This window comes from Curtobacterium sp. MCLR17_039 (assembly GCF_003234745.1).
Classification (GTDB): domain Bacteria; phylum Actinomycetota; class Actinomycetes; order Actinomycetales; family Microbacteriaceae; genus Curtobacterium; species Curtobacterium flaccumfaciens.
In genome coordinates this window covers 355,182-372,816 of sequence record NZ_QKTF01000004.1, presented here as the reverse complement: position 1 = coordinate 372,816, position 17,635 = coordinate 355,182, and the positions used below count along the sequence as shown (strand labels likewise).

Annotated in this window: 19 protein-coding genes and 1 tRNA gene; 14 read left to right on the top strand and 6 right to left on the bottom strand. The window is 71.7% G+C overall.

Going from position 1 to position 17,635, the window contains the following annotated elements; genetic code table 11:
* Positions 1 to 231 precede the first annotated feature (231 nt).
* Entirely contained in the window at positions 232 to 2,655 is a 2,424-nt protein-coding gene (locus DEJ00_RS07365; RefSeq protein ID WP_111056889.1) for an excinuclease ABC subunit UvrA, read from the top strand.
* A 54-nt stretch (positions 2,656 to 2,709) separates the two neighbouring features.
* Here DEJ00_RS07365 and DEJ00_RS18480 read toward each other — a convergent pair whose 3' ends face one another.
* Entirely contained in the window at positions 2,710 to 2,865 is a 156-nt protein-coding gene (locus DEJ00_RS18480) for a hypothetical protein (RefSeq protein WP_155896774.1), read from the bottom strand.
* 236 nt (positions 2,866 to 3,101) lie between these two features.
* Here DEJ00_RS18480 and DEJ00_RS07360 point away from each other — a divergent pair, with 236 nt between their 5' ends.
* Together DEJ00_RS07360 and DEJ00_RS07355 are read left to right on the top strand one after the other, a co-directional pair.
* A complete protein-coding gene (locus DEJ00_RS07360; protein WP_181440112.1) occupies positions 3,102 to 3,932 on the top strand; it encodes a serine hydrolase in 831 nt (276 codons plus the stop codon).
* Complete coding sequence (locus tag DEJ00_RS07355) at positions 3,929 to 4,234, top strand: hypothetical protein (RefSeq protein WP_146247901.1); 306 nt, start codon at positions 3,929 to 3,931, stop codon at positions 4,232 to 4,234. Before DEJ00_RS07360 ends, DEJ00_RS07355 begins: the two co-directional genes overlap by 4 nt.
* A gap of 18 nt (positions 4,235 to 4,252) precedes the next feature.
* On the opposite strand, the gene mtnN is transcribed toward DEJ00_RS07355, so the two are convergent.
* Positions 4,253 to 4,960 carry a 5'-methylthioadenosine/S-adenosylhomocysteine nucleosidase gene (mtnN, locus tag DEJ00_RS07350; RefSeq protein ID WP_111056886.1) on the bottom strand — a complete coding sequence of 236 codons (708 nt, stop codon included), beginning with the start codon at positions 4,958 to 4,960 and terminating at the stop codon, positions 4,253 to 4,255.
* A 57-nt stretch (positions 4,961 to 5,017) separates the two neighbouring features.
* A complete protein-coding gene (locus DEJ00_RS07345) occupies positions 5,018 to 5,992 on the bottom strand; it encodes a serine hydrolase (protein WP_111056885.1) in 975 nt (324 codons plus the stop codon).
* A 65-nt stretch (positions 5,993 to 6,057) separates the two neighbouring features.
* On the opposite strand from DEJ00_RS07345, the gene DEJ00_RS07340 reads away from it, so the two are divergent.
* The 4 genes from DEJ00_RS07340 (at position 6,058) to DEJ00_RS07325 (ending at position 8,835) form a co-directional block, all read left to right on the top strand.
* Positions 6,058 to 6,390, top strand: coding sequence for a hypothetical protein (locus DEJ00_RS07340; protein ID WP_071248191.1), 333 nt, complete (start codon positions 6,058 to 6,060; stop codon positions 6,388 to 6,390).
* A gap of 107 nt (positions 6,391 to 6,497) precedes the next feature.
* Positions 6,498 to 7,625: an NAD(P)/FAD-dependent oxidoreductase gene (locus DEJ00_RS07335; RefSeq protein WP_181440111.1), complete on the top strand. Its 1,128-nt coding sequence runs from the start codon at positions 6,498 to 6,500 to the stop codon at positions 7,623 to 7,625.
* Positions 7,619 to 8,647 carry an arsenic resistance protein gene (locus DEJ00_RS07330; protein ID WP_181440110.1) on the top strand — a complete coding sequence of 343 codons (1,029 nt, stop codon included), beginning with the start codon at positions 7,619 to 7,621 and terminating at the stop codon, positions 8,645 to 8,647. Before DEJ00_RS07335 ends, DEJ00_RS07330 begins: the two co-directional genes overlap by 7 nt.
* The gene (locus tag DEJ00_RS07325) at positions 8,644 to 8,835 is read left to right on the top strand and encodes a hypothetical protein (RefSeq protein ID WP_146247900.1); all 192 of its coding nucleotides are present in this window, start codon (positions 8,644 to 8,646) and stop codon (positions 8,833 to 8,835) included. Before DEJ00_RS07330 ends, DEJ00_RS07325 begins: the two co-directional genes overlap by 4 nt.
* Positions 8,836 to 8,955: 120 nt before the next feature.
* On the opposite strand, the gene DEJ00_RS07320 is transcribed toward DEJ00_RS07325, so the two are convergent.
* Entirely contained in the window at positions 8,956 to 9,558 is a 603-nt protein-coding gene (locus tag DEJ00_RS07320) for a TetR/AcrR family transcriptional regulator (RefSeq protein WP_111056882.1), read from the bottom strand.
* 154 nt (positions 9,559 to 9,712) lie between these two features.
* Here DEJ00_RS07320 and DEJ00_RS07315 point away from each other — a divergent pair, with 154 nt between their 5' ends.
* From DEJ00_RS07315 to DEJ00_RS07295, 5 genes are all read left to right on the top strand, one after another.
* The gene (locus DEJ00_RS07315; RefSeq protein WP_111056881.1) at positions 9,713 to 10,687 is read left to right on the top strand and encodes a chlorophyllase; all 975 of its coding nucleotides are present in this window, start codon (positions 9,713 to 9,715) and stop codon (positions 10,685 to 10,687) included.
* A complete protein-coding gene (locus DEJ00_RS07310) occupies positions 10,684 to 11,661 on the top strand; it encodes an SDR family NAD(P)-dependent oxidoreductase (protein ID WP_111056880.1) in 978 nt (325 codons plus the stop codon). Before DEJ00_RS07315 ends, DEJ00_RS07310 begins: the two co-directional genes overlap by 4 nt.
* A gap of 61 nt (positions 11,662 to 11,722) precedes the next feature.
* Positions 11,723 to 12,178 (top strand): GNAT family N-acetyltransferase, encoded by a 456-nt coding sequence (locus DEJ00_RS07305; protein WP_258373577.1) that lies wholly within the window; start codon positions 11,723 to 11,725, stop codon positions 12,176 to 12,178.
* A 30-nt stretch (positions 12,179 to 12,208) separates the two neighbouring features.
* Positions 12,209 to 13,675 carry an SDR family oxidoreductase gene (locus DEJ00_RS07300; protein WP_111056878.1) on the top strand — a complete coding sequence of 489 codons (1,467 nt, stop codon included), beginning with the start codon at positions 12,209 to 12,211 and terminating at the stop codon, positions 13,673 to 13,675.
* Positions 13,676 to 13,773: 98 nt separating this feature from the next.
* Positions 13,774 to 14,145: a hypothetical protein gene (locus tag DEJ00_RS07295; protein ID WP_111056877.1), complete on the top strand. Its 372-nt coding sequence runs from the start codon at positions 13,774 to 13,776 to the stop codon at positions 14,143 to 14,145.
* Positions 14,146 to 14,398: 253 nt separating this feature from the next.
* Here DEJ00_RS07295 and DEJ00_RS07290 read toward each other — a convergent pair.
* A tRNA-Gln gene (locus DEJ00_RS07290) sits at positions 14,399 to 14,470 on the bottom strand.
* A 79-nt stretch (positions 14,471 to 14,549) separates the two neighbouring features.
* On the opposite strand from DEJ00_RS07290, the gene DEJ00_RS07285 reads away from it, so the two are divergent.
* The gene (locus tag DEJ00_RS07285) at positions 14,550 to 15,044 is read left to right on the top strand and encodes a MarR family winged helix-turn-helix transcriptional regulator (protein ID WP_071406000.1); all 495 of its coding nucleotides are present in this window, start codon (positions 14,550 to 14,552) and stop codon (positions 15,042 to 15,044) included.
* A 47-nt stretch (positions 15,045 to 15,091) separates the two neighbouring features.
* Positions 15,092 to 15,568 carry a VOC family protein gene (locus tag DEJ00_RS07280; RefSeq protein WP_146247899.1) on the top strand — a complete coding sequence of 159 codons (477 nt, stop codon included), beginning with the start codon at positions 15,092 to 15,094 and terminating at the stop codon, positions 15,566 to 15,568.
* Positions 15,569 to 15,574: 6 nt separating this feature from the next.
* On the opposite strand, the gene DEJ00_RS07275 is transcribed toward DEJ00_RS07280, so the two are convergent.
* A complete protein-coding gene (locus DEJ00_RS07275) occupies positions 15,575 to 17,422 on the bottom strand; it encodes an ABC-F family ATP-binding cassette domain-containing protein (RefSeq protein WP_071248222.1) in 1,848 nt (615 codons plus the stop codon).
* Between the last annotated feature and the right edge of the window lie 213 nt (positions 17,423 to 17,635).

Sequence of the window (17,635 nt, the reverse complement as noted above, 5' to 3'; positions counted from 1 at the left end):
ACATCAGCGAGGACGCCGCCGGCCTGCTGAACAAGACCTTCGGCACCGACGCCGTCAAGCGCGGCCTGCTCGTCGGCACCGCCACCATCACCGCCCAGATCAAGTAACACCTGCCGCAACACCGCTCGACACGAAGAGTCGCTCCGCCGATCAGGGCGGAGCGGCTCTTCGTCGTTCGCGGTTCCGCCGGTGGTGCTGCTTCTCCCAGTGGCCGAGCCTACGATCGAGCGAATGCCCGCTCCTCGCTCGACCCCCACCGACGACCGACCCGGGCCGGACGACTTCATCCGCGTCCGTGGCGCCCGCGAGAACAACCTGCGCGACGTCGACGTGGACATCCCCCGCGACCGGATCGTCGCGTTCACCGGCGTCTCCGGCTCCGGCAAGTCCTCGCTCGCCTTCGGCACCGTCTTCGCCGAGGCCCAGCGGCGGTTCCTCGAGTCCGTCGCGCCGTACGCGCGCCGGCTGATCGCGCAGGGGTCCACCCCGCACGTCGACTCGATCACCGGACTGCCGCCCGCCGTCGCCCTGCAGCAGCGCCGCGGCGCCCCGAGCTCCCGCTCCACCGTCGGCACCATGACCACGCTGTCGAACTCGATGCGCATGCTCTACTCGCGCGCCGGCACCTACCCGTCCGGCGCCGACCGGCTCGAGTCGGACTCCTTCTCGCCGAACACCGTCGCCGGCGCCTGCCCCCGGTGCCACGGCATCGGGACCGCGCACGAGGTCACCGAGGCATCGGCCGTGCACGATCCGTCGCTGAGCATCCGCGACGGCGCGATCACCGCCTGGCCCGGTGCGTGGCAGGGCAAGAACCTGCGCGACGTCACCGCCGTGCTCGGCTACGACATCGACCGCCCGTGGCGCGAGCTGTCGCGCAAGGACCGCGACTGGCTGCTCTTCACCGAGGAACAACCCGTCGTGCAGGTGCAGCCGAAGCGCGACCGTGTGGCCAAGCCCTACAAGGGCCGGTTCTGGAGTGCCCGCCAGTTCGTGCTGCACACCCTCGCCGACTCGCAGAGCGAGACCCAGCGCAAGAAGGTGCTGCAGTTCGTCGAGTCCGGCCCGTGCGGGCTGTGCGGCGGCACCGGTCTGACCCGAGCCGCCCTCGCCGTCACGATCGGCGGCCACTCGATCGCCGAGCTGAACGCCCTGCCGTTGTCCGGCCTTGCCGACGTCCTGCGCCCGATCGCGGCGATCACCGACGCGGCAGCGGCGACGTCACGAGCATCGTCCGGCGAGCACACCGAGGTCGCCGTGGCGATCTCCCGCGACCTGCTCACCCGCGTCGAGGTCCTGGTCGGCCTGGGTCTCGGCTACCTCGCGCTCGACCGCGCCACCCCGACGCTCTCCCCCGGTGAGAGCCAGCGGCTGCGGATCGCGACGCAGCTGCGCTCCGGCCTGTTCGGCGTCGTCTACGTGCTCGACGAACCGAGCGCCGGGCTGCACCCCGCCGATGCCGAGTCCCTCGTCGACGTCCTCGACGACCTGCGCGCCGGCGGCAACAGCGTCTTCGTCGTCGAGCACGACATGAGCATCGTGCGGCGAGCCGACTGGATCGTCGACGTCGGCCCCCGCGCGGGCACCGGCGGCGGCACCGTCCTGTACAGCGGCCCGGTCGCCGGCCTGGCCGAGGTCGAGGCCTCGGTCACCCGGCGCTTCCTGGAACCCCGGCAGCCGACCGCCGACCGCGCCGTCCGGTCCCCGATCGGCACCCTCGAACTCCGCGACCTCACCCTGCACAACCTGCGGGGGCTCGACGTCGACCTGCCGCTCGGTGTGCTCACCGCGGTCACCGGGGTCAGCGGCTCCGGCAAGTCGTCGCTCGTCGGTGGCGTGCTGCCCGGCGTCGCGACGTCGCACCCGCTCATCGACCGCGTCGTGCAGGTCGACCAGAAGCCGATCGGCCGGACGCCCCGCTCGAACCTCGCCACCTACACCGGCCTGTTCGACGCGGTCCGGGCCGCCTTCGCCCAGACCGACGAGGCGAAGGCCCGGGGCTGGACCGCCGGACGGTTCTCGTTCAACGTCGCCGGCGGCCGGTGCGAGGTCTGCCAGGGCGAGGGGTCGGTGTCCGTCGAACTCCTCTTCCTGCCGGGCAGCTGGGCACCGTGCCCCGAGTGCCACGGCTCCCGCTACACCGCCGAGACGCTCGAGGTCCGGTGGAACGGAGCGTCCATCGCCGACGTCCTCGGCATGACCGTCGACGAAGCGGCGCCGTTCCTGGCGTCCCTGCCCGCAGCCGGGCGCGGACTCGAGACCCTCCGCGAGGTCGGCCTCGGCTACCTGCGGCTCGGCCAGCCCGCTCCGGAGCTCTCCGGCGGCGAAGCGCAGCGCATCAAGCTCGCCACGGAACTGCAGCGTGCGCGGACCGGCCACACCCTGTACCTGCTCGACGAGCCCACCACCGGCCTGCACCCGGCCGACGTCGAGCTGCTCACCGCCCAGCTCGCCCGCCTGACCGACGCGGGCAACACGGTCGTCGTGGTGGAGCACGCCATGGACGTCGTCGCGAGCGCCGACCACGTCATCGACATGGGCCCGTCGGGCGGCGACGACGGCGGTCGGGTCGTCGCCTCCGGCACGCCCGCCGAGGTCGCCGCGTCGACCACCAGCCGGACCGCGCCCTACCTGCGGGACCAGCTCGGTCGCTGACGCAGAAGTGCCCGCCAGGATCGCTCCTGGCGGGCACTTCGTGGCTGCCGCTGGTTACCGCTGGACCGCTTCCGGGGCGTCGTCGCGGAAGAAGTCGCTGCCACTGTGCGTGTAGCCGACCTCACCCGTCCGACGCCACTGCTTGCGGACGCGCTTGAAGGTGGTGATGCGTGCAGGTTCGACGTTCTCGTCGCTCGTGTAGGCGCTCATGGCTGATCTCCCTGTGTGATTGGCCGTGGTTCCTTGGCCCCCCCCGAAATGGAGGCTAGCGAGCGCCTCGGAGCCGAGTTCGCAATCCGTCCCGGAACGTCCGTGGAACGCAATTCCGGCCGTGCTGAGAGCCCGATCGCGCCCCTCCGGCACCGGGGTGCTCGTCCACGCCGAACGAGGATCCCCGCATGACCTGCTGCGATCATGGTGGCTTCGACCGGATCAGGAGGACGAGCGTGACCGCTGCGAACCGAGCCGTGATCATCGACGCAGGGGGCGACGTCACCGCCGACCTCGGCGATCGCTACGAAGCGAGCGCGCTGGTGGAATGGGCGAGTGTCACGAAGACCGTGACCGCCGCCGCCGTGCTCGTCCTCCTCGCTGAACGGGACATCCCACGGGACACCCCTGCCCGGGACCTGTTGCCGGACGTCCCCGACGACGCCACCTACACGGTCGACGACTTGATCCGACACCGCTCGGGCCTGCCCCGTGTGCACCAGGGCATGTCGGCCGGGATCGTCGGCGACCCGTACGCGGACGTGTCCGAGGCGGACGTCACGCGTGTGCTGCGCCAGACCCCGACGACGCCGGGTGAGCGGGACTACTCCAACCTCGGCTACGCGGTGCTCGGTCGGCTGCTCGAGCACGTCGCGCAGGAGGCATGGTCCACGGTCGCCGAGCGGACGGTCCTGGCTCCGCTCGGCATCACCAGCGCCACCCTCGACCCGGCACCCGAGCGACGAACGCTGCTCCGATCGTGGCGGGGCCGCCCCCGTGAACCCTGGACCATCGGATCAGGTCCCTACGCACCGGCCGGCGGGATCTGGTCGACCATGTCCGACCTCCTGCGGTTCGGCGTGGGGATCGGACGCATCGAGCCGGACTTCCTGGCGTGGGAGCACCGCGACGGGCTGATCTGGCATAGCGGGCAGACACGGGACGCCGGCGTCTGTCTGCTCCGTCACGGCGACGTCACGATCGCGTCGCACGCCCTCGGCGCAGCGCCCGGAGCCGCTGACCGGCTCGCCGTCCGACGCCTCCGTGCCGTGGGAGTCGTCGCGTGAGCGGCGGCACGCGAGCTGGAGATGTCCTGCAGGTGGCCCTGGACGACTCCCGGCAGAGCTCGTTCAAGCGTCTGGCCCGGACGACGGCGGCATTGGCCCTGGCCGCGATGGGCGGTGCCGGTGAGGACTTCCTGCCGAGCTTCGACCTGGTCGTCCGCCGTCGTGACGACGGCGCGGAGGTCCTCCGGACGCGAGCCGGAGACGCGGATCAGGCCGAACGGCTCCTCGAGACCGTGGAACGAGACCTGGACGAGAAGGACGTCACGACGTTCGTCAGCGAGTGGCGCGTCATCGAGCGCTGAGGGAGCGCGCGGGCGGACTCAGGAACGCAGGCCGAGCACCAGGTCGTGGACCACGCGCGCTGCGCGTGCCGCGGCGTCGTCCAGGTGCTCGCGGAACTCGGAGCCGTCCGGCGCGCAGAGGTCGCTGATGCACCGGACGGACACGAACGGCATGTCGTGTACGTGGGCGAACTGCGCGATGGCTGCCGACTCCATGTCGACTGCGGCCACGTCGGGGAACGCGACCCGGAGTGCGCGGGCACGGCCCTCGGTCACGAAGACCTCGCTCGAGCCGATCGTCGCCGATCGCAGCGGCCACGCGATGTCGGCGCCCATCGCGAGCTCGACGAGCCGGGCATCCGGCGCGTAGCCGGTCGGCATGCCGGGGACCTGGCCCAGGGCGTAGCCGAACGCGGTGGCGTCGGCGTTGAGGTTGACGTACCGGTCACCGACCACGACGTCACCGATGGCGACACCGTGCATGAGCCCGCCGGCGGTCCCGACGCTGATCACCGGGATGCCCGGGCCGAAGTCGTGGAAGCCGTGGGCGACCGCGGCCGTGGCGTTCGTGAAGCCGATGCCGCTGCGGCGCACGACGACCGTGGCGCCGCCGATGTCGAGCAGCTGGTGCGGGTCGTGGCCACCGACGGGGCCGTCGAGGACGGGGACGCCGCCGAAGAGGTCGGCGAAGGCCGAGACCTCTTCGCTCATGGCCGCGATGATGATCGCGACGGGTTGCTGCTGCACTGATCGATCCTCCCACGCCGGGCGCTCGCGGACGTGCAGGTCGGATCGTCGCGGTCGCTACTGGCGGGGGTCCTGGCGGGCCAGCTCGTCGGCGACGAAGGCGGCGAGTGCGTCGGCGCCGAAGTGGTCGTCGGCGGTGATCGTGACGACGGTGCCGGTGCCGGTGTCGGTGTCGGTGTCGGTGTCGGTGTCGGTCTGGTCGAACAGGAGCATCTGCCCGTACGCACCGTGCAGCCGCCAGAGCCGCCCGGGGCCACCCCACCCCGCCATCGCGTACCGCTCGTAGCCGGGGCCGGTGCCCTCGCGCTCCACCCAGCCGGTGTGCATCGCATCGCACCACCGCGCGCTGACGATCCGCTGTCCGTCGACGACCCCGCGGTCGCGGATCAGGTGCCCGATGCGGGCGAGTTCCTCGGTGCTGAGCGACAGCCCCTCGCCCGCGGCGACGAACCCGTTCGGGCAGCGCTGCCACTCGACGTCCCGGATGCCGAGCGGCGCGAACAGCCGCTCCGCGACGAACGCGCCGACGTCGCCGACCCGGGTCTCGAGCACGCGCATCGCGGTGTAGGTGCTGGCGTTCGCGTACTGGAACACCCGGCCGCGGGACGGGCGCCGCAGGAACTCGGCCGCCAGGTCCGGCCAGTCCGTCAGCTCGGTCGCCGACCAGGGCATGTCGATCCCGCTGGTCATGGTGAGCAGGTGGCGGAGGGTGACCCGGTCGACGCCGTCGCCGAGGACGAGGCCGGTCTCCGCCCCGAGGCCGGTGCCGACCAGGTACGTCGCGATCGGTTCGTCGAGGTCGACCAGGCCATCGTCGGCCGCGATGCCGGTGGCCAGGACGCAGACTCCCTTGGCGGCGGAGTGGACCTCGCGTCGGACGTCGGGGGTCCAGTGGTGCTCGGCGACGTCGTCCACGGTGCCGTTGGTGCCCGGCGCCGAAGTCCGCGTGCGCACGTGGATGCCGTGTGCGGCGAACCCCGTCGCGTCGATGTGCCGGACGACGGCGTCGAGGATGGTCGCGGCGGTGTGCACACCCCATCTTCTCGTGGCCGGGCGGCTGCGGGGACGGGCAGGGGCCGCCGCGTACCGTCCGGCTCGTGTCCGACGAACAGCCCCGCCGCCCCGATCCCACCCGCGTCGGCGACCAGCCCGCACTCCGGACGGCGTCGGGCTCGAACTGGCTCGTGTGGGGAGCCGTCACGGCCGTCATCGTCGCCGCGGTGATGGTGCTCATGGCGATCCGAGCGCCGGCGATCGGCTGGCCGGCGCTGGTGCTCGTCGTCGCGTTGTTCGTGGCGATGGTCGTGGTGCGGACGGCCGTCCGGCCGCAGCGGGCCCGACTCGTCACCCTGGCCGTGCTCGACCTCGCCATCGTGGTCGTCGGGTTGGTGGCGACCCTGGCGGTCCTGTACTCGACCCCGGTGGGCTGATGCTGCGGTAGCTTGTTGATAACGCTTCTCACTAAGATGGGGCCCAGCGACCACACGACAGTGGCCGTTCCATCGACGCAGCCGCAGCTGCTGGGAAGACCGACCCCATGCCACCACCACACCCCACCGAGACCCTCGACGCCCTCGTGGTCGGAGCCGGACCGGCCGGCGTCGGCACCGGCTTGGCACTCCACGCCGTCGACGGCCTGCTGTTCGGCGTCGTCGAACGCGGCGTCGTCGGGGACACGTTCCGGCGGTGGCCCGAGCACCAGCGGTTCCTGACGCCGTCCTTCACCGGGAACGGGTTCGGGGCCACCGACCTCAACGCGGTCCACCCGCGCACCTCACCCGCCTACAGCCTGGGGACCGACTACCCCTCGGGGCCGGAGTACGCCCGGTACCTGCGCGGCGTCGTCGCGGCCTTCCACCTGCCGACCCTGCTCGACACCGAGGTCGAGCGCATCGAGCCGGACGACGACGGCTTCCGCGTGACCACGAGCCGCGGCCCCGTCATCACCCGCAACGTGGTCTGGGCCGGCGGCGAGTTCTCCGACCCGATCCTGCCCCGTTGCGCGGGCACCTCGCTCGGGGTGCACGCGTCCGCCGAGGCAGCCTGGGTGGCGCAGTCCGGACACGTGGTGGTCGTGGGTGGCTTCGAGTCCGGCATCGACCTGGCGTGCCACCACGTCGAGCAGGGGGCGACGGTGACGGTCGTCGACCCGTCCCACCCCTGGGACGCCGGCAGCGGGTCCGACCCGTCGTTCCGCCTCGCCCCGCGGACCCGTCAGCGGCTCGCGGCCGCGCGGGCCAGCGGACGCCTCGCCGTGGTCGACGACGGACAGGTCACCGGCATCAAACGGTCCGGAGAGGGGTTCACCGTCGGCGTCGCCGGACGGACCGCCTTGGTGTCGGACGCGCCACCGATCCTCGCCACCGGGTACGGCCCGGGGCTCGGGCCGGCCGCGAGCCTGTTCGACACCCGCGCGGACGGCTGGCCGCTGCTCACCGAGGACGACGAGTCGACCACCACGCCCGGGCTGTTCCTGGCCGGCACGGCGCTCCGGCACGGTGGGCTGCAGTTCTGCTTCGTGTACAAGTTCCGGCAGCGGTTCGCCCACGTCGCCCGCGTCATCGGCGAACGAGCCGGGCGCGACTGCGGCGCCCTGCAGGAGTGGGACGACGCCGGGATGCTCACCGACGACCTGAGCTGCTGCGGTGTCGAATGCGCGTGCTGATCCCGGCACAGCGGCCCGCCCACCCCGCCGGTGCACGGCTCTGGGCCACCCCCGCGATCGTCGGCGGCGCCATCCTGGTCGGGTCGGTGATCGGCGGGGCCTCCCCCGCGAGCGGCGACGCCATGGGCTCCGTGGTGGACCCGTTGGTGATCACCCTGGTCGTCGCCCTGTTCGTCGACGTCCCGCTGCGCCGCCTCCCACGGACGACGGGCGCGTGGAAGGTCATCGGCATCGCCTGGAGCATGAACTTCCTGCTCGCCCCGCTCGTCGCCTTCCTGCTCACCCGCGTGGCCCTGCCCGGGCACCCCGCCGTCCAGCTCGGCGTGATGCTGTACTTCCTGGCACCCTGCACCGACTGGTTCCTGGCGTTCACCCGCCTGAGCGACGGGGACACCGCTGTCGGGGCCACCCTGCTGCCGATCAACATGGTCACCCAGCTGCTGCTGTTCCCGGTGTGGATCACGGTCCTGGGCGGCAACGCCGGCGTCGATGCCGTGGGGACCGTCGGCACCCTGCTGCAGTGGTTCGTCCTGCCCGCCGCGATCGCCGTGGTGATCCGCCTCGGGATCTCACTGCTGCCGGACGGCGCTCGAGCCCGCGCCGCCGCCCTGCCCGGCCGCGCGGTTCCCTGGATCGTGGGCGCGATGGTCGCCGGGCTCTTCGCCTCGCACATCGCGCTGCTGCTGGCGAACCTGCCGGTGTTCGTCGCCGTGCTGGGGTGCGCGGTGGTCTTCTTCGCCGTCATGTTCATCGCAGCCGAGTGGGCGTCACGCCTCGCCGCCCTGTCGTACCCGCGGTCGGCGCTGCTCGCGATGACGACGGCGGCCCGCAACGCGCCCCTGATGATCGGGCTGACGAGTGCCGCACTCCCCCACCAGCCACTGGTCACCACGGCGATCGTCGTCGGCATGCTCGTCGAGTTCCCGCACCTGCTCGCGGTCCGCCACCTGCTGCTGCGTCGGCGACGTGGTCAGCACGCCGAGCGACGCCTGCGCGGCACCGCAGCGTGGGGGCACCCGTGACACATCGGGTCCGACTCGTCGTCGTGCCCACCGAGCGGCGGGTGATCGAGACCGAGCACGACGACCGGCGGACGGCGCTCCTGCTCGCGCTCGGCCAGGTGCCGCTCGGGTACACGGTCACCGACGTCGACGTGCTGCCGGAACACGAGGACACAGAGGGCTGCCCGGCGGAGCCGGACGCGGTCTGAACGGGGCGCTCCGACGGCGCTGGTGCGGCCCGAGACGGTCGCGACGCCGGACCGGAGGCCCGTGACAGCCCGCACCGCGCCTCCAGTCCGGTGCAGGTCGCGACCAGTGCACGTGGCCGGCTACGCGCTGTCGGTCACCGTCGGCTGCGCCTGCCGCAGCCCGGTGACCAGGAGGGTCACGATCGTCCGGACGTCGTAGTCGGGGTCCTGGGGACTCCACGCCACCAGGTCACCCACGGCCCGGAGCAGCTGGTACGGCGGGGTCGGTGCGGCCACCTCGCCGGACGCCCGCGCGGCGTCGAGCAGCCGGCCGAGCACGGGCACGAGCTCGTCGACGAACAGCGTGTGCAGCGCCGTGAAGCCGTCGGCGTCGCCCTCCCAGACACGCGCCAGGCCGTGCTTGGTGCCGAGGAAGTCGACGAACTGGTGCACCCAGCGCAGCAGGGCGGCGAACGGCGTCGGTTCAGAGTCGAGCAGCGCCGGCCCCGCGTCGACCAGGGCCTCGATCTGGTGCCGGTAGACAGCGACGACCAGGTCCGAACGGGTCGGGAAGTGCCGGTAGAGCGTGCCCACCCCGACACCGGCGGCGGTGGCGACCTCGCGGACCGGTGCGCCGACGCCCGAGGCCGTGAAGACCGCGGCAGCGGCGTCGAGGATCGTGCGCTCGTTGCGCTCGACGTCGCGACGGCGACGCGGCACGGGGTCGGTCGACGGGCTGCTCATGCGTCGATCATCGCACGACACCGACGTGATGCGGAACAATGCTCCGCTTCCTCTTGCAATCCGGATCGCTGTTCCGTATCGTTCCGGAACGTCGCTCCGTTTCGGACGACGATCGCTCCGACCACGGGCGACACCGCATCCCGGAAAGGCCCACATGGCACCCACAGCACCTCGACCGCAGGTCATCAGCGTGCGCCCCGTCACGCTTCCCGCACCCTCGCGCGGTCCGGACCTCGAGGTCCGGATCACCGCACCGACGACCGGCACGGACCTGCCCGTCATCGTCTTCGCCCACGGCTTCGGCCAGTCCATGACCGGCGGCGACCCCCTGGTCGACCACTGGACCGCGAACGGCTTCGTCGTCGTCCAACCGACCTTCCTCGACGCGAAGGCCTACGGGCTGACGCTCGAGGACCCGCGCTACCCGACCATCTGGCAGACGCGCGTCGACGACCTCGAGCGGGTACTCGACGACCTCGACCAGATCATCGACGCGGTCCCCGGCCTGAGCGGGCGCGTCGACACCGCACGCCTCGCCGCGGTCGGACACTCGTGGGGCGGACAGTCCGTGGGCATGCTGCTCGGGGCCCGCGTCCTGGACGCCGACGGGCGGCCGGGCGAGGACCGCACCGACCACCGCGTGCGCGCCGGGGTCCTGCTGTCCACCACCGGGATCGCGCGCGGCGACCTCGCACCGTTCGCGCAGGAGCACTTCGCGTTCATGAGCCCCGACTTCAGCCAGCTGCACACCCCGTCACTGGTCGTCGCCGGCGACCACGACCAGTCCCAGCTCTCGACGCGAGGTCCGGACTGGTTCACCGACGTCTACCACCTGAGCCCCGGCGCGCGGCACCTGGTGACCGTCCACGGCGGCGAGCACCTGCTCGGCGGGATCCAGGACTACGAGTCGACCGCCACCACGGACGAGAGCCCCGAGCGTGTGGACCTCGTCCGCCACACCACGACGGCGTTCCTCCGGACCGAGCTCGGGCTCGACCCCGACGCGTGGTCGGCGATCGCCGACGCCGTCGGCACTGCCACCGCCGACGCGGCGGGCCCTGCTGCCTCAGTCGCGGCCGACCCTGCTGCCGCCGTCGGCCACATTGAATCGAAGGAGCACCAGTCGTGATCACCGACCAGCACCCCCTGCCCAGCGGTTTCACCGCCGCGTCCACCGCCGCCGACGTCCTGCACGGCGTCGACCTGACCGGCCGGAACGTCGTCGTGACCGGCGGACACAGCCGCCTCGGCCGTGAGACCAGCCGCGCCCTCGCGGCGGCCGGCGCCGACGTCACCGTCGCCTCCCGTGACGTCGACCGGGCATCCGCAGCCGTCGCCGACATCCCGGGGATCCACGTCGAGGCCCTCGACCTCACCGACCCGTCGTCGGTCGATGCCTTCGCCGCGCGCTGGTCGGCCTCCGGCCGCCCGCTGCACATGCTCGTGAACAGTGCCGCGATGCTCTTCACCCCGGACCGCCGGCTCGACGACCGCGGCAACGAACTGGCGTTCTCGACGACGCACCTCGGGCACTTCCAGCTCACGCGGGCGCTCCTCCCCGCCCTCCTGGAGGCCCGTGGTGCGCGGGTCCTGACCGTCACCTCCGGCGCGGCGCGGTTCGGGCAGATCCGGTGGGACGACCTGACGTTCGCGCACGGGTACGACCCGGTCACCGCGTACGGGCAGTCGAAGCGGGCGAACGTCCTGTTCACGGTGGAGCTCGACCGGCGGTACGCCGACCAGGGCATCCGAGCCTTCGCCGCGCACCCGGGCGTCATCATCGGACCCGGCCCGCACGACCCGGCGGTGCTCGCGTCGTACCGCGAGCAGGGACTGGTCGACGACCACGGGGTGACCGTCATCGATCCCGAGGTCGGCAAGAAGACCGTCGAGCAGGGCGCAGCGACGCTCGTGTTCGGTGCCGCGAGCCCGCTGCTCGACGGCGTCGGCGGGGTCTACCTGAAGGACAGCGACGTCGCCGTGATCGACGACCGGGTCCTGCCCCTCACCGCGGACCGGATCCCGTCGGACGCGAACTCGGCGATGCTCGACGCCGACGATGCCCGGCGCCTGTGGGAGGTCAGCGAGGGACTCCTGGCCTGATCACCGTCGGCCGGGGGCCTCGTCTGCCCACTGTTCTCGTCGTCCTCGCTACTGTGTGACGGTGCTGACCGTGCGGATCGAGAGCCCCCGGCAGGACGACGTCCTGCACCTGCTGCAGCAGGGCGACGACTACGGACTGAGCCTCTACCCGGCCGAGAACTACCACGCCCTCGACGTCGACGACCTGGACCAGCCCGACGTCACGTTCCTGGTGGCGCGCGAGGACGGCACCGCCCTCGGCACGGTGGCGCTCGTCGACGCCGGCGACGGCACCGGCGAGGTCAAGCGCATGTTCGTGAGCGACGCCGCGCGTGGGCTCGGCGTGGGGACGCGGTTGCTCGACGCCCTGCACGACCGGGCACGCGCGGTCGGCATCGGGACCGTCCGGCTCGAGACCGGTCTGCCGCAGGCCGCGGCGATCGCGCTCTACCGGAAGGCCGGGTACGCGGACATCCCCCGGTTCGGCCCGTACGTCGACGACCCGACGAGCGTGTGCATGGAGCAGCAGCTCGCCTGATCGGTGCTCGGTCCCGACGTAGGATCGCGTGTGAGCTCCGAGCACCCCGAACCCAGCGGCATCGACCCCGACGACCTGACCGTCGCGCTCCGGGTGCTCGAGCAGCTGCCGTCGATCGACGAGACGCACCCGGACTTCATCCGGGTCCGCCAGGCAACCGCGAAGATGTTCAAGGCCGTCAAGCGCGCGCACCGTCTCGAGAAGCGCGGCGTCATCGCTGAGGCCGACCGCCGTGTGATCGCCGCCACCGCCACCGGGGCCGCCGACCGGATCGACGACGAGACCCGCGGCGTCCTGATCAGCGCCTCGACCGCGTCGACCACCGCGGGCACGCTGCTGAAGTCACGGCCCTGCTACATGTGCAAGCAGCACTACACGGTCGTCGACGCGTTCTACCACCAGCTCTGCCCGGCGTGCGCGCGCATGAGCCACGCGAAGCGCGACGCCCGGACGGACCTGACCGGCAAGCGGGCGCTGCTCACCGGCGGTCGCGCGAAGATCGGCATGTACATCGCCCTCCGGCTGCTGCGCGACGGGGCCCACACCACCATCACCACGCGGTTCCCCCGCGACGCGGTGCGCCGGTTCGCGAGCCTGCCCGACTCCGCCGACTGGATGGACCGTCTGAAGGTCGTCGGCATCGACCTGCGCGACCCCGGCCAGGTGATCGGGCTCGCCGAGGACGTCGCCGCGTCCGGCCCCCTCGACATCCTGATCAACAACGCCACGCAGACCGTGCGCCGGTCGACCGGGGCCTACCAGCCGCTGGTCGACGCGGAACTCGCGCCGCTGCCCGACGGACCGTTGCCCGAACTCGTGACCTTCGGGCACACGAACGACCAGCACCCGCTGGCGCTCGCCCGCTCGGTGGCCGCGCACCCGATCCTCGCGGCCGCCGCAGCCCGAGCCGACGAGCTGACCGAACAGGCGATGGCGCCGGGGTCGAGCTCGCTCGAACGACTCGCCCTCGGCACCGCGATCGACGCCGGTGGACTGGTCCCCGACCTGCACGACGAGAACTCGTGGACCCAGCAGGTCGACGAGGTCGACCCGCTCGAGATGCTCGAGGTCCAGCTGGCCAACACCACGGCGCCGTTCATCCTCATCTCGAAGCTCCGCCCCGCGATGGCCGCGAGCACAGGACGCCGCACCTACGTGGTGAACGTCAGCGCCATGGAAGGGGTGTTCGGCCGCGCGTACAAGGGACCGGGTCACCCGCACACGAACATGGCGAAGGCCGCCGTGAACATGCTCACCCGCACGAGCGCGCAGGAGATGTTCGAGACGGACAACATCCTGATGACGAGCGTCGACACCGGGTGGATCACCGACGAACGGCCCCACCCCACGAAGGTCCGGCTCGCCGAAGAGGGCTTCCACGCGCCGCTCGACCTGGTCGACGGGGCAGCCCGTGTCTACGACCCGATCGTCCGGGGCGAAGCCGGCGAGGACGTGTTCGGCGTCTTCCTGAAGGACTACGCGCCGAGTTCGTGGTGACGAGCGGCTGACCGTTGGATCCGTCACCATCCGCACAGGATCGACATCGGATCAATCCGTTCAGTCAACGTCAGCGGAGCCAACCCCGGAGTTCTGAAATGCTGGAAGTCTTCTTCCTCTCGTCCATGGACAGCAAGCGGTTCTCGTCCGTCTTCCGGTGCGAAGTGGAACGACCGATCGAGCTACCGAACGGTCACCATGCGCTGATGGTGAGCTGCGATCCGCCGCTGAACGGTCAGGAACTCGGCCACCCGCTCGGCGTCGGAGAGTTGTTGCTCTGGAGTCGGTTCGAGGACGAAGACCTCTGGACCTTCCCCACCTTCCCGCACTTCGTGCAGATCTGTCTCCCTGACGTCGATCTGCCTGTCCATGTCATGCCTCCGAGCATCGCATGGGGCGAGATCTACAAGACCGAAGCAGACGCGCACGCCCACGAGATGAGCGCTCGCCCGCGCTCCTCGCCCGAGTGATCGAGTTGCTCGGCAAGCGCCACCAGTCACGCGAACCTCGCGACGAGGCAGCAGGAGGCGATCCGATCGAGGTCACGACCATGCCCCTGGACATGCCCGTGGCGGCCTGACCCCGGGCCCGCTCCGAACTGAACAAGCCGGCCGCAGTCGCTCGGCGCTGAAGATGCCACGGGAGGTCCGAGCACGTCCGGAGGCTCCACGGCGCGAACGCACCGAACCGATTCCGTCGATAGGCCGATCACCCTGTCGTCCGCTCCGCCTCCAGGATTCGAACCCGGACCTAACGGCACCAAAGGCCGTCGTGCTGCCATTACACCAAGGCGGAACGCACCGAGGGGTGCTCCTCCATCCTCCCACGACCGACGAGGCTGGCTGTCCGCTCCGGGTTCGGCCAAGATGGAGGGATGCCGCATGAGGACGAGGTCGATCGCATCGTCGCGGCGTGGGGTCGTGAGCGTGCCGACCTCGACTTCGGCCCGCTCGAGGTCCTGTCCCGGGTGGACCGACTCGCCCGGCACCTGGACCGTGCCAGGCGGACGGCCTTCGACGCGAGCGACATGGAACCGTGGGAGTTCGACGTCCTGTCGGCCCTGCGGCGGGCCGGTGAGCCCTACGAGCTGAGCCCGAAGACCCTGCTGCAGCAGACCCTGGTGTCGAGCGGCACGATGACGAACCGGGTGGACCGCCTGGCGGCCCGCGGCTTCGTGGGGCGACGGACCGACCCGAAGGACGGCCGCGGCATCCTCGTCTCGCTGACGAGCAAGGGCCGGGTGGCGGTGGACGCGGCGATCGCGGACCTGCTGGCCGCCGAGCGGGACATCCTGTCCGGGGTCTCCGCCGACGAGCAGGGCCAGTTGGCCGGGCTGCTCCGCCGGCTCATCCTGGGCCTCGGGGACTGACCGACAGCGTGACACGGGCCGAGTAGCCCTGGCGTAGCGTGCGGCGCATGCACGCCATCACCCTCGCCGTCGCCGACGTCGCTCGATCGGCCGAGTTCTACCGCGCCCTGCTCGGCATCGAGGGCAGCGGCGTCATCGGGACCGAGTACCCCGCCACCGAGACGCAGGCCGGCGGCACCACGGCGATGTTCACCCTCGACGACGGGCTGATCGTCAGCGTCTACGGCCGTGACGACATGGCGAAGGACTCCGGCGTGCAGCTGGCCACGGCACCGAGCAGCACGATCGGGCACTTCACGGGCAGTCAGGCCGAGGCGGAGGCGTTCCTCGAGCGGGCGCAGGCAGCGGGTGCCACGATGCTCGAACCGCCCTACACACGCCCGTGGGGCATGTGGTCCGGCTTCTTCCAGGACCCGGACGGGCACCTGTGGGAGGTCGTGGCGAACCCCGGTGGTGGGGCCCCCGAGGACGCCACACCGGCGGACAGCAGCCAGGACGCGGTCGACCCCGCGTCCGTCGAGTAGACCGGCTCAGACCCCGAGCAGCTCCGCGACCTCGAGCCAGCGCTCCTCGAGCTGCTCGACCTCGGCCTCGAGCGCACCGAGCTTCGCCTGCAGTTCGCCGAGTCCGGCGTAGTCGGACTGGTCGTGCGTCGCGAACTGGTCGAGCAGCTTCTTGCGGTCCGCGCCGACCTTCGCGATCTTGCGGTCGAGCGCCGACATCTCCTTCTCGGCCGTCCGCCGGTCCGCTCCCGACAGGGCGGACGCACCGGCGGCCTTGGACCCGGCCACGGCACCGGCCGAGCCGGTCCCGCCGACGGTGTCGGGCCTCCCGGCAGACGCGGCGGCAGCCGCAGAGGCGGTCCCGCCCCCGGTTCCGGCCTCGCGCAGACGCATGTACTCGTCGACGCCGCCGGGCAGGTGGCGCAGGTGACCGCCGAGCACGGCGTACTGCTGGTCGGTGACGCGCTCGAGCAGGTACCGGTCGTGGCTGACGACCAGCAGGGTGCCGGGCCAGGTGTCGAGCAGGTCCTCCATGGCGGCGAGCATGTCGGTGTCGAGGTCGTTGGTGGGCTCGTCGAGGATGAGCACGTTCGGCTCGTCGAGCAGGATGAGCATGAGCTGCAGGCGCCGCTTCTGCCCACCGGACAGGTCCTTGACCGGCGTGGAGAGCTGCTCCGAGGTGAAGCCGAGCCGCTCGAGCAGCTGCGACGGCGTCATCTCCTTGCCGTCGGCGACGTAGCTCGTCTTCTTGCGGGCCACCACCTCGCGCACGCGGTCGTCGGCGAACTGCTGCAGGTCGGCGAGCTGCTGGTCGAGCACCGCGACCTGCACCGTCTTGCCGGTCTTCACCCGCCCGCTCGTCGGCTGCAGCCGGCCGGAGACCAGGTTGAGGAGCGTGGACTTGCCGGCGCCGTTCGGGCCGAGGATGCCGGTCCGCTCCCCCGGAGCGATGCGCCACTCGATGCGGTCGAGGATCTGCGTGCCGTCGAACGAGACGCTCACGTCGAGCAGGTCGACGACGTCCTTGCCGAGGCGCGCGGTCGCCGTCCGGGACAGCGCGACGGTGTCGCGGATCGGCGGGACGTCGTCGATCAGGGCGTTCGCCGCGTCGATGCGGAACTTCGGCTTGCTCGTGCGGGCCGGGGCACCGCGGCGGAGCCACGCGAGCTCCTTGCGGGCCAGGTTCTGGCGGCGCTGCTCGATCGTGGCCGCCTGCCGGTCACGCTCGACGCGCTGCAGGATGTACGCGGCGTAGCCACCTTCGAAGGGATCGACGACGCCGTCGTGGACCTCCCACGTGTCGGTCGACACCGCGTCGAGGAACCACCGGTCGTGCGTCACGACGACCATGCCGCCCTGGTTCGACGACCAGCGGCGGTTGATGTGCCCGGCGAGCCACTCGATGCCCTCGACGTCCAGGTGGTTGGTCGGCTCGTCCAGGAACAGGACGTCCCAGTCGCCGACCAGCAGCCGCGCGAGGGCCACACGGCGACGCTGCCCACCGGACAGCTCGTCGACGCTGACGTCCCACGGGATGTCCGAGACCAGACCGCCGATGATGTCGCGGATCTTCGGGTCACCGGCCCACTCGTGCTCCTCGAGGTCGCCGACGACGGTGCTGCCGACGGTCGCGCCCTCGGGCAGGATGTCGCGCTGGTCCAGGTAGCCGATGGTCAGCCCTCGGCGGTGCGTGACGCGGCCGCCGTCCGGCTCGAGGCGCTGGGACAGCAGTGCGAGGAGGGTCGACTTGCCGTCGCCGTTCCGGCCGACGACGCCGATCCGGTCACCCTCGTCGATGCCGAGGGTGACGTTGTCGAAGACGACCTTGGTGGGGAACTCGAGATGCAGGTTCTCGGCGCCGAGGAGATGTGCCACGCGTCAAGGGTAGGTGGCGCGGCGGGGTGGTGGGTGCGGGGCGGGTGGTTCGGGTGTTCGGCCAGCTCTGGTCGCACGGTGCGCGCTTGTTCGAGTGGTGCGAGGTTGCCCACTCGGTGCGAGCCTGTGGCGGCACACGGAACGCGCAACCTCGCACCAGCCGACAGACCGCGCACGGTGCGTCGACGAGGCGGCGCTCCGCTCGTCGGCGCG

Coding starts and splice junctions, on each gene's coding strand:
- DEJ00_RS07365 (WP_111056889.1), top strand. CDS start 232: ATGCCCGCTCCTCGCTCGACCCCCACCGACGACCGACCCGGGCCGGAC.
- DEJ00_RS07295 (WP_111056877.1), top strand. CDS start 13,774: ATGCTGGAAGTCTTCTTCCTCTCGTCCATGGACAGCAAGCGGTTCTCG.
- DEJ00_RS07315 (WP_111056881.1), top strand. CDS start 9,713: ATGGCACCCACAGCACCTCGACCGCAGGTCATCAGCGTGCGCCCCGTC.
- DEJ00_RS07320 (WP_111056882.1), bottom strand. CDS start 9,558: ATGAGCAGCCCGTCGACCGACCCCGTGCCGCGTCGCCGTCGCGACGTC.
- DEJ00_RS07285 (WP_071406000.1), top strand. CDS start 14,550: ATGCCGCATGAGGACGAGGTCGATCGCATCGTCGCGGCGTGGGGTCGT.
- DEJ00_RS18480 (WP_155896774.1), bottom strand. CDS start 2,865: ATGAGCGCCTACACGAGCGACGAGAACGTCGAACCTGCACGCATCACC.
- DEJ00_RS07280 (WP_146247899.1), top strand. CDS start 15,092: ATGCACGCCATCACCCTCGCCGTCGCCGACGTCGCTCGATCGGCCGAG.
- DEJ00_RS07335 (WP_181440111.1), top strand. CDS start 6,498: ATGCCACCACCACACCCCACCGAGACCCTCGACGCCCTCGTGGTCGGA.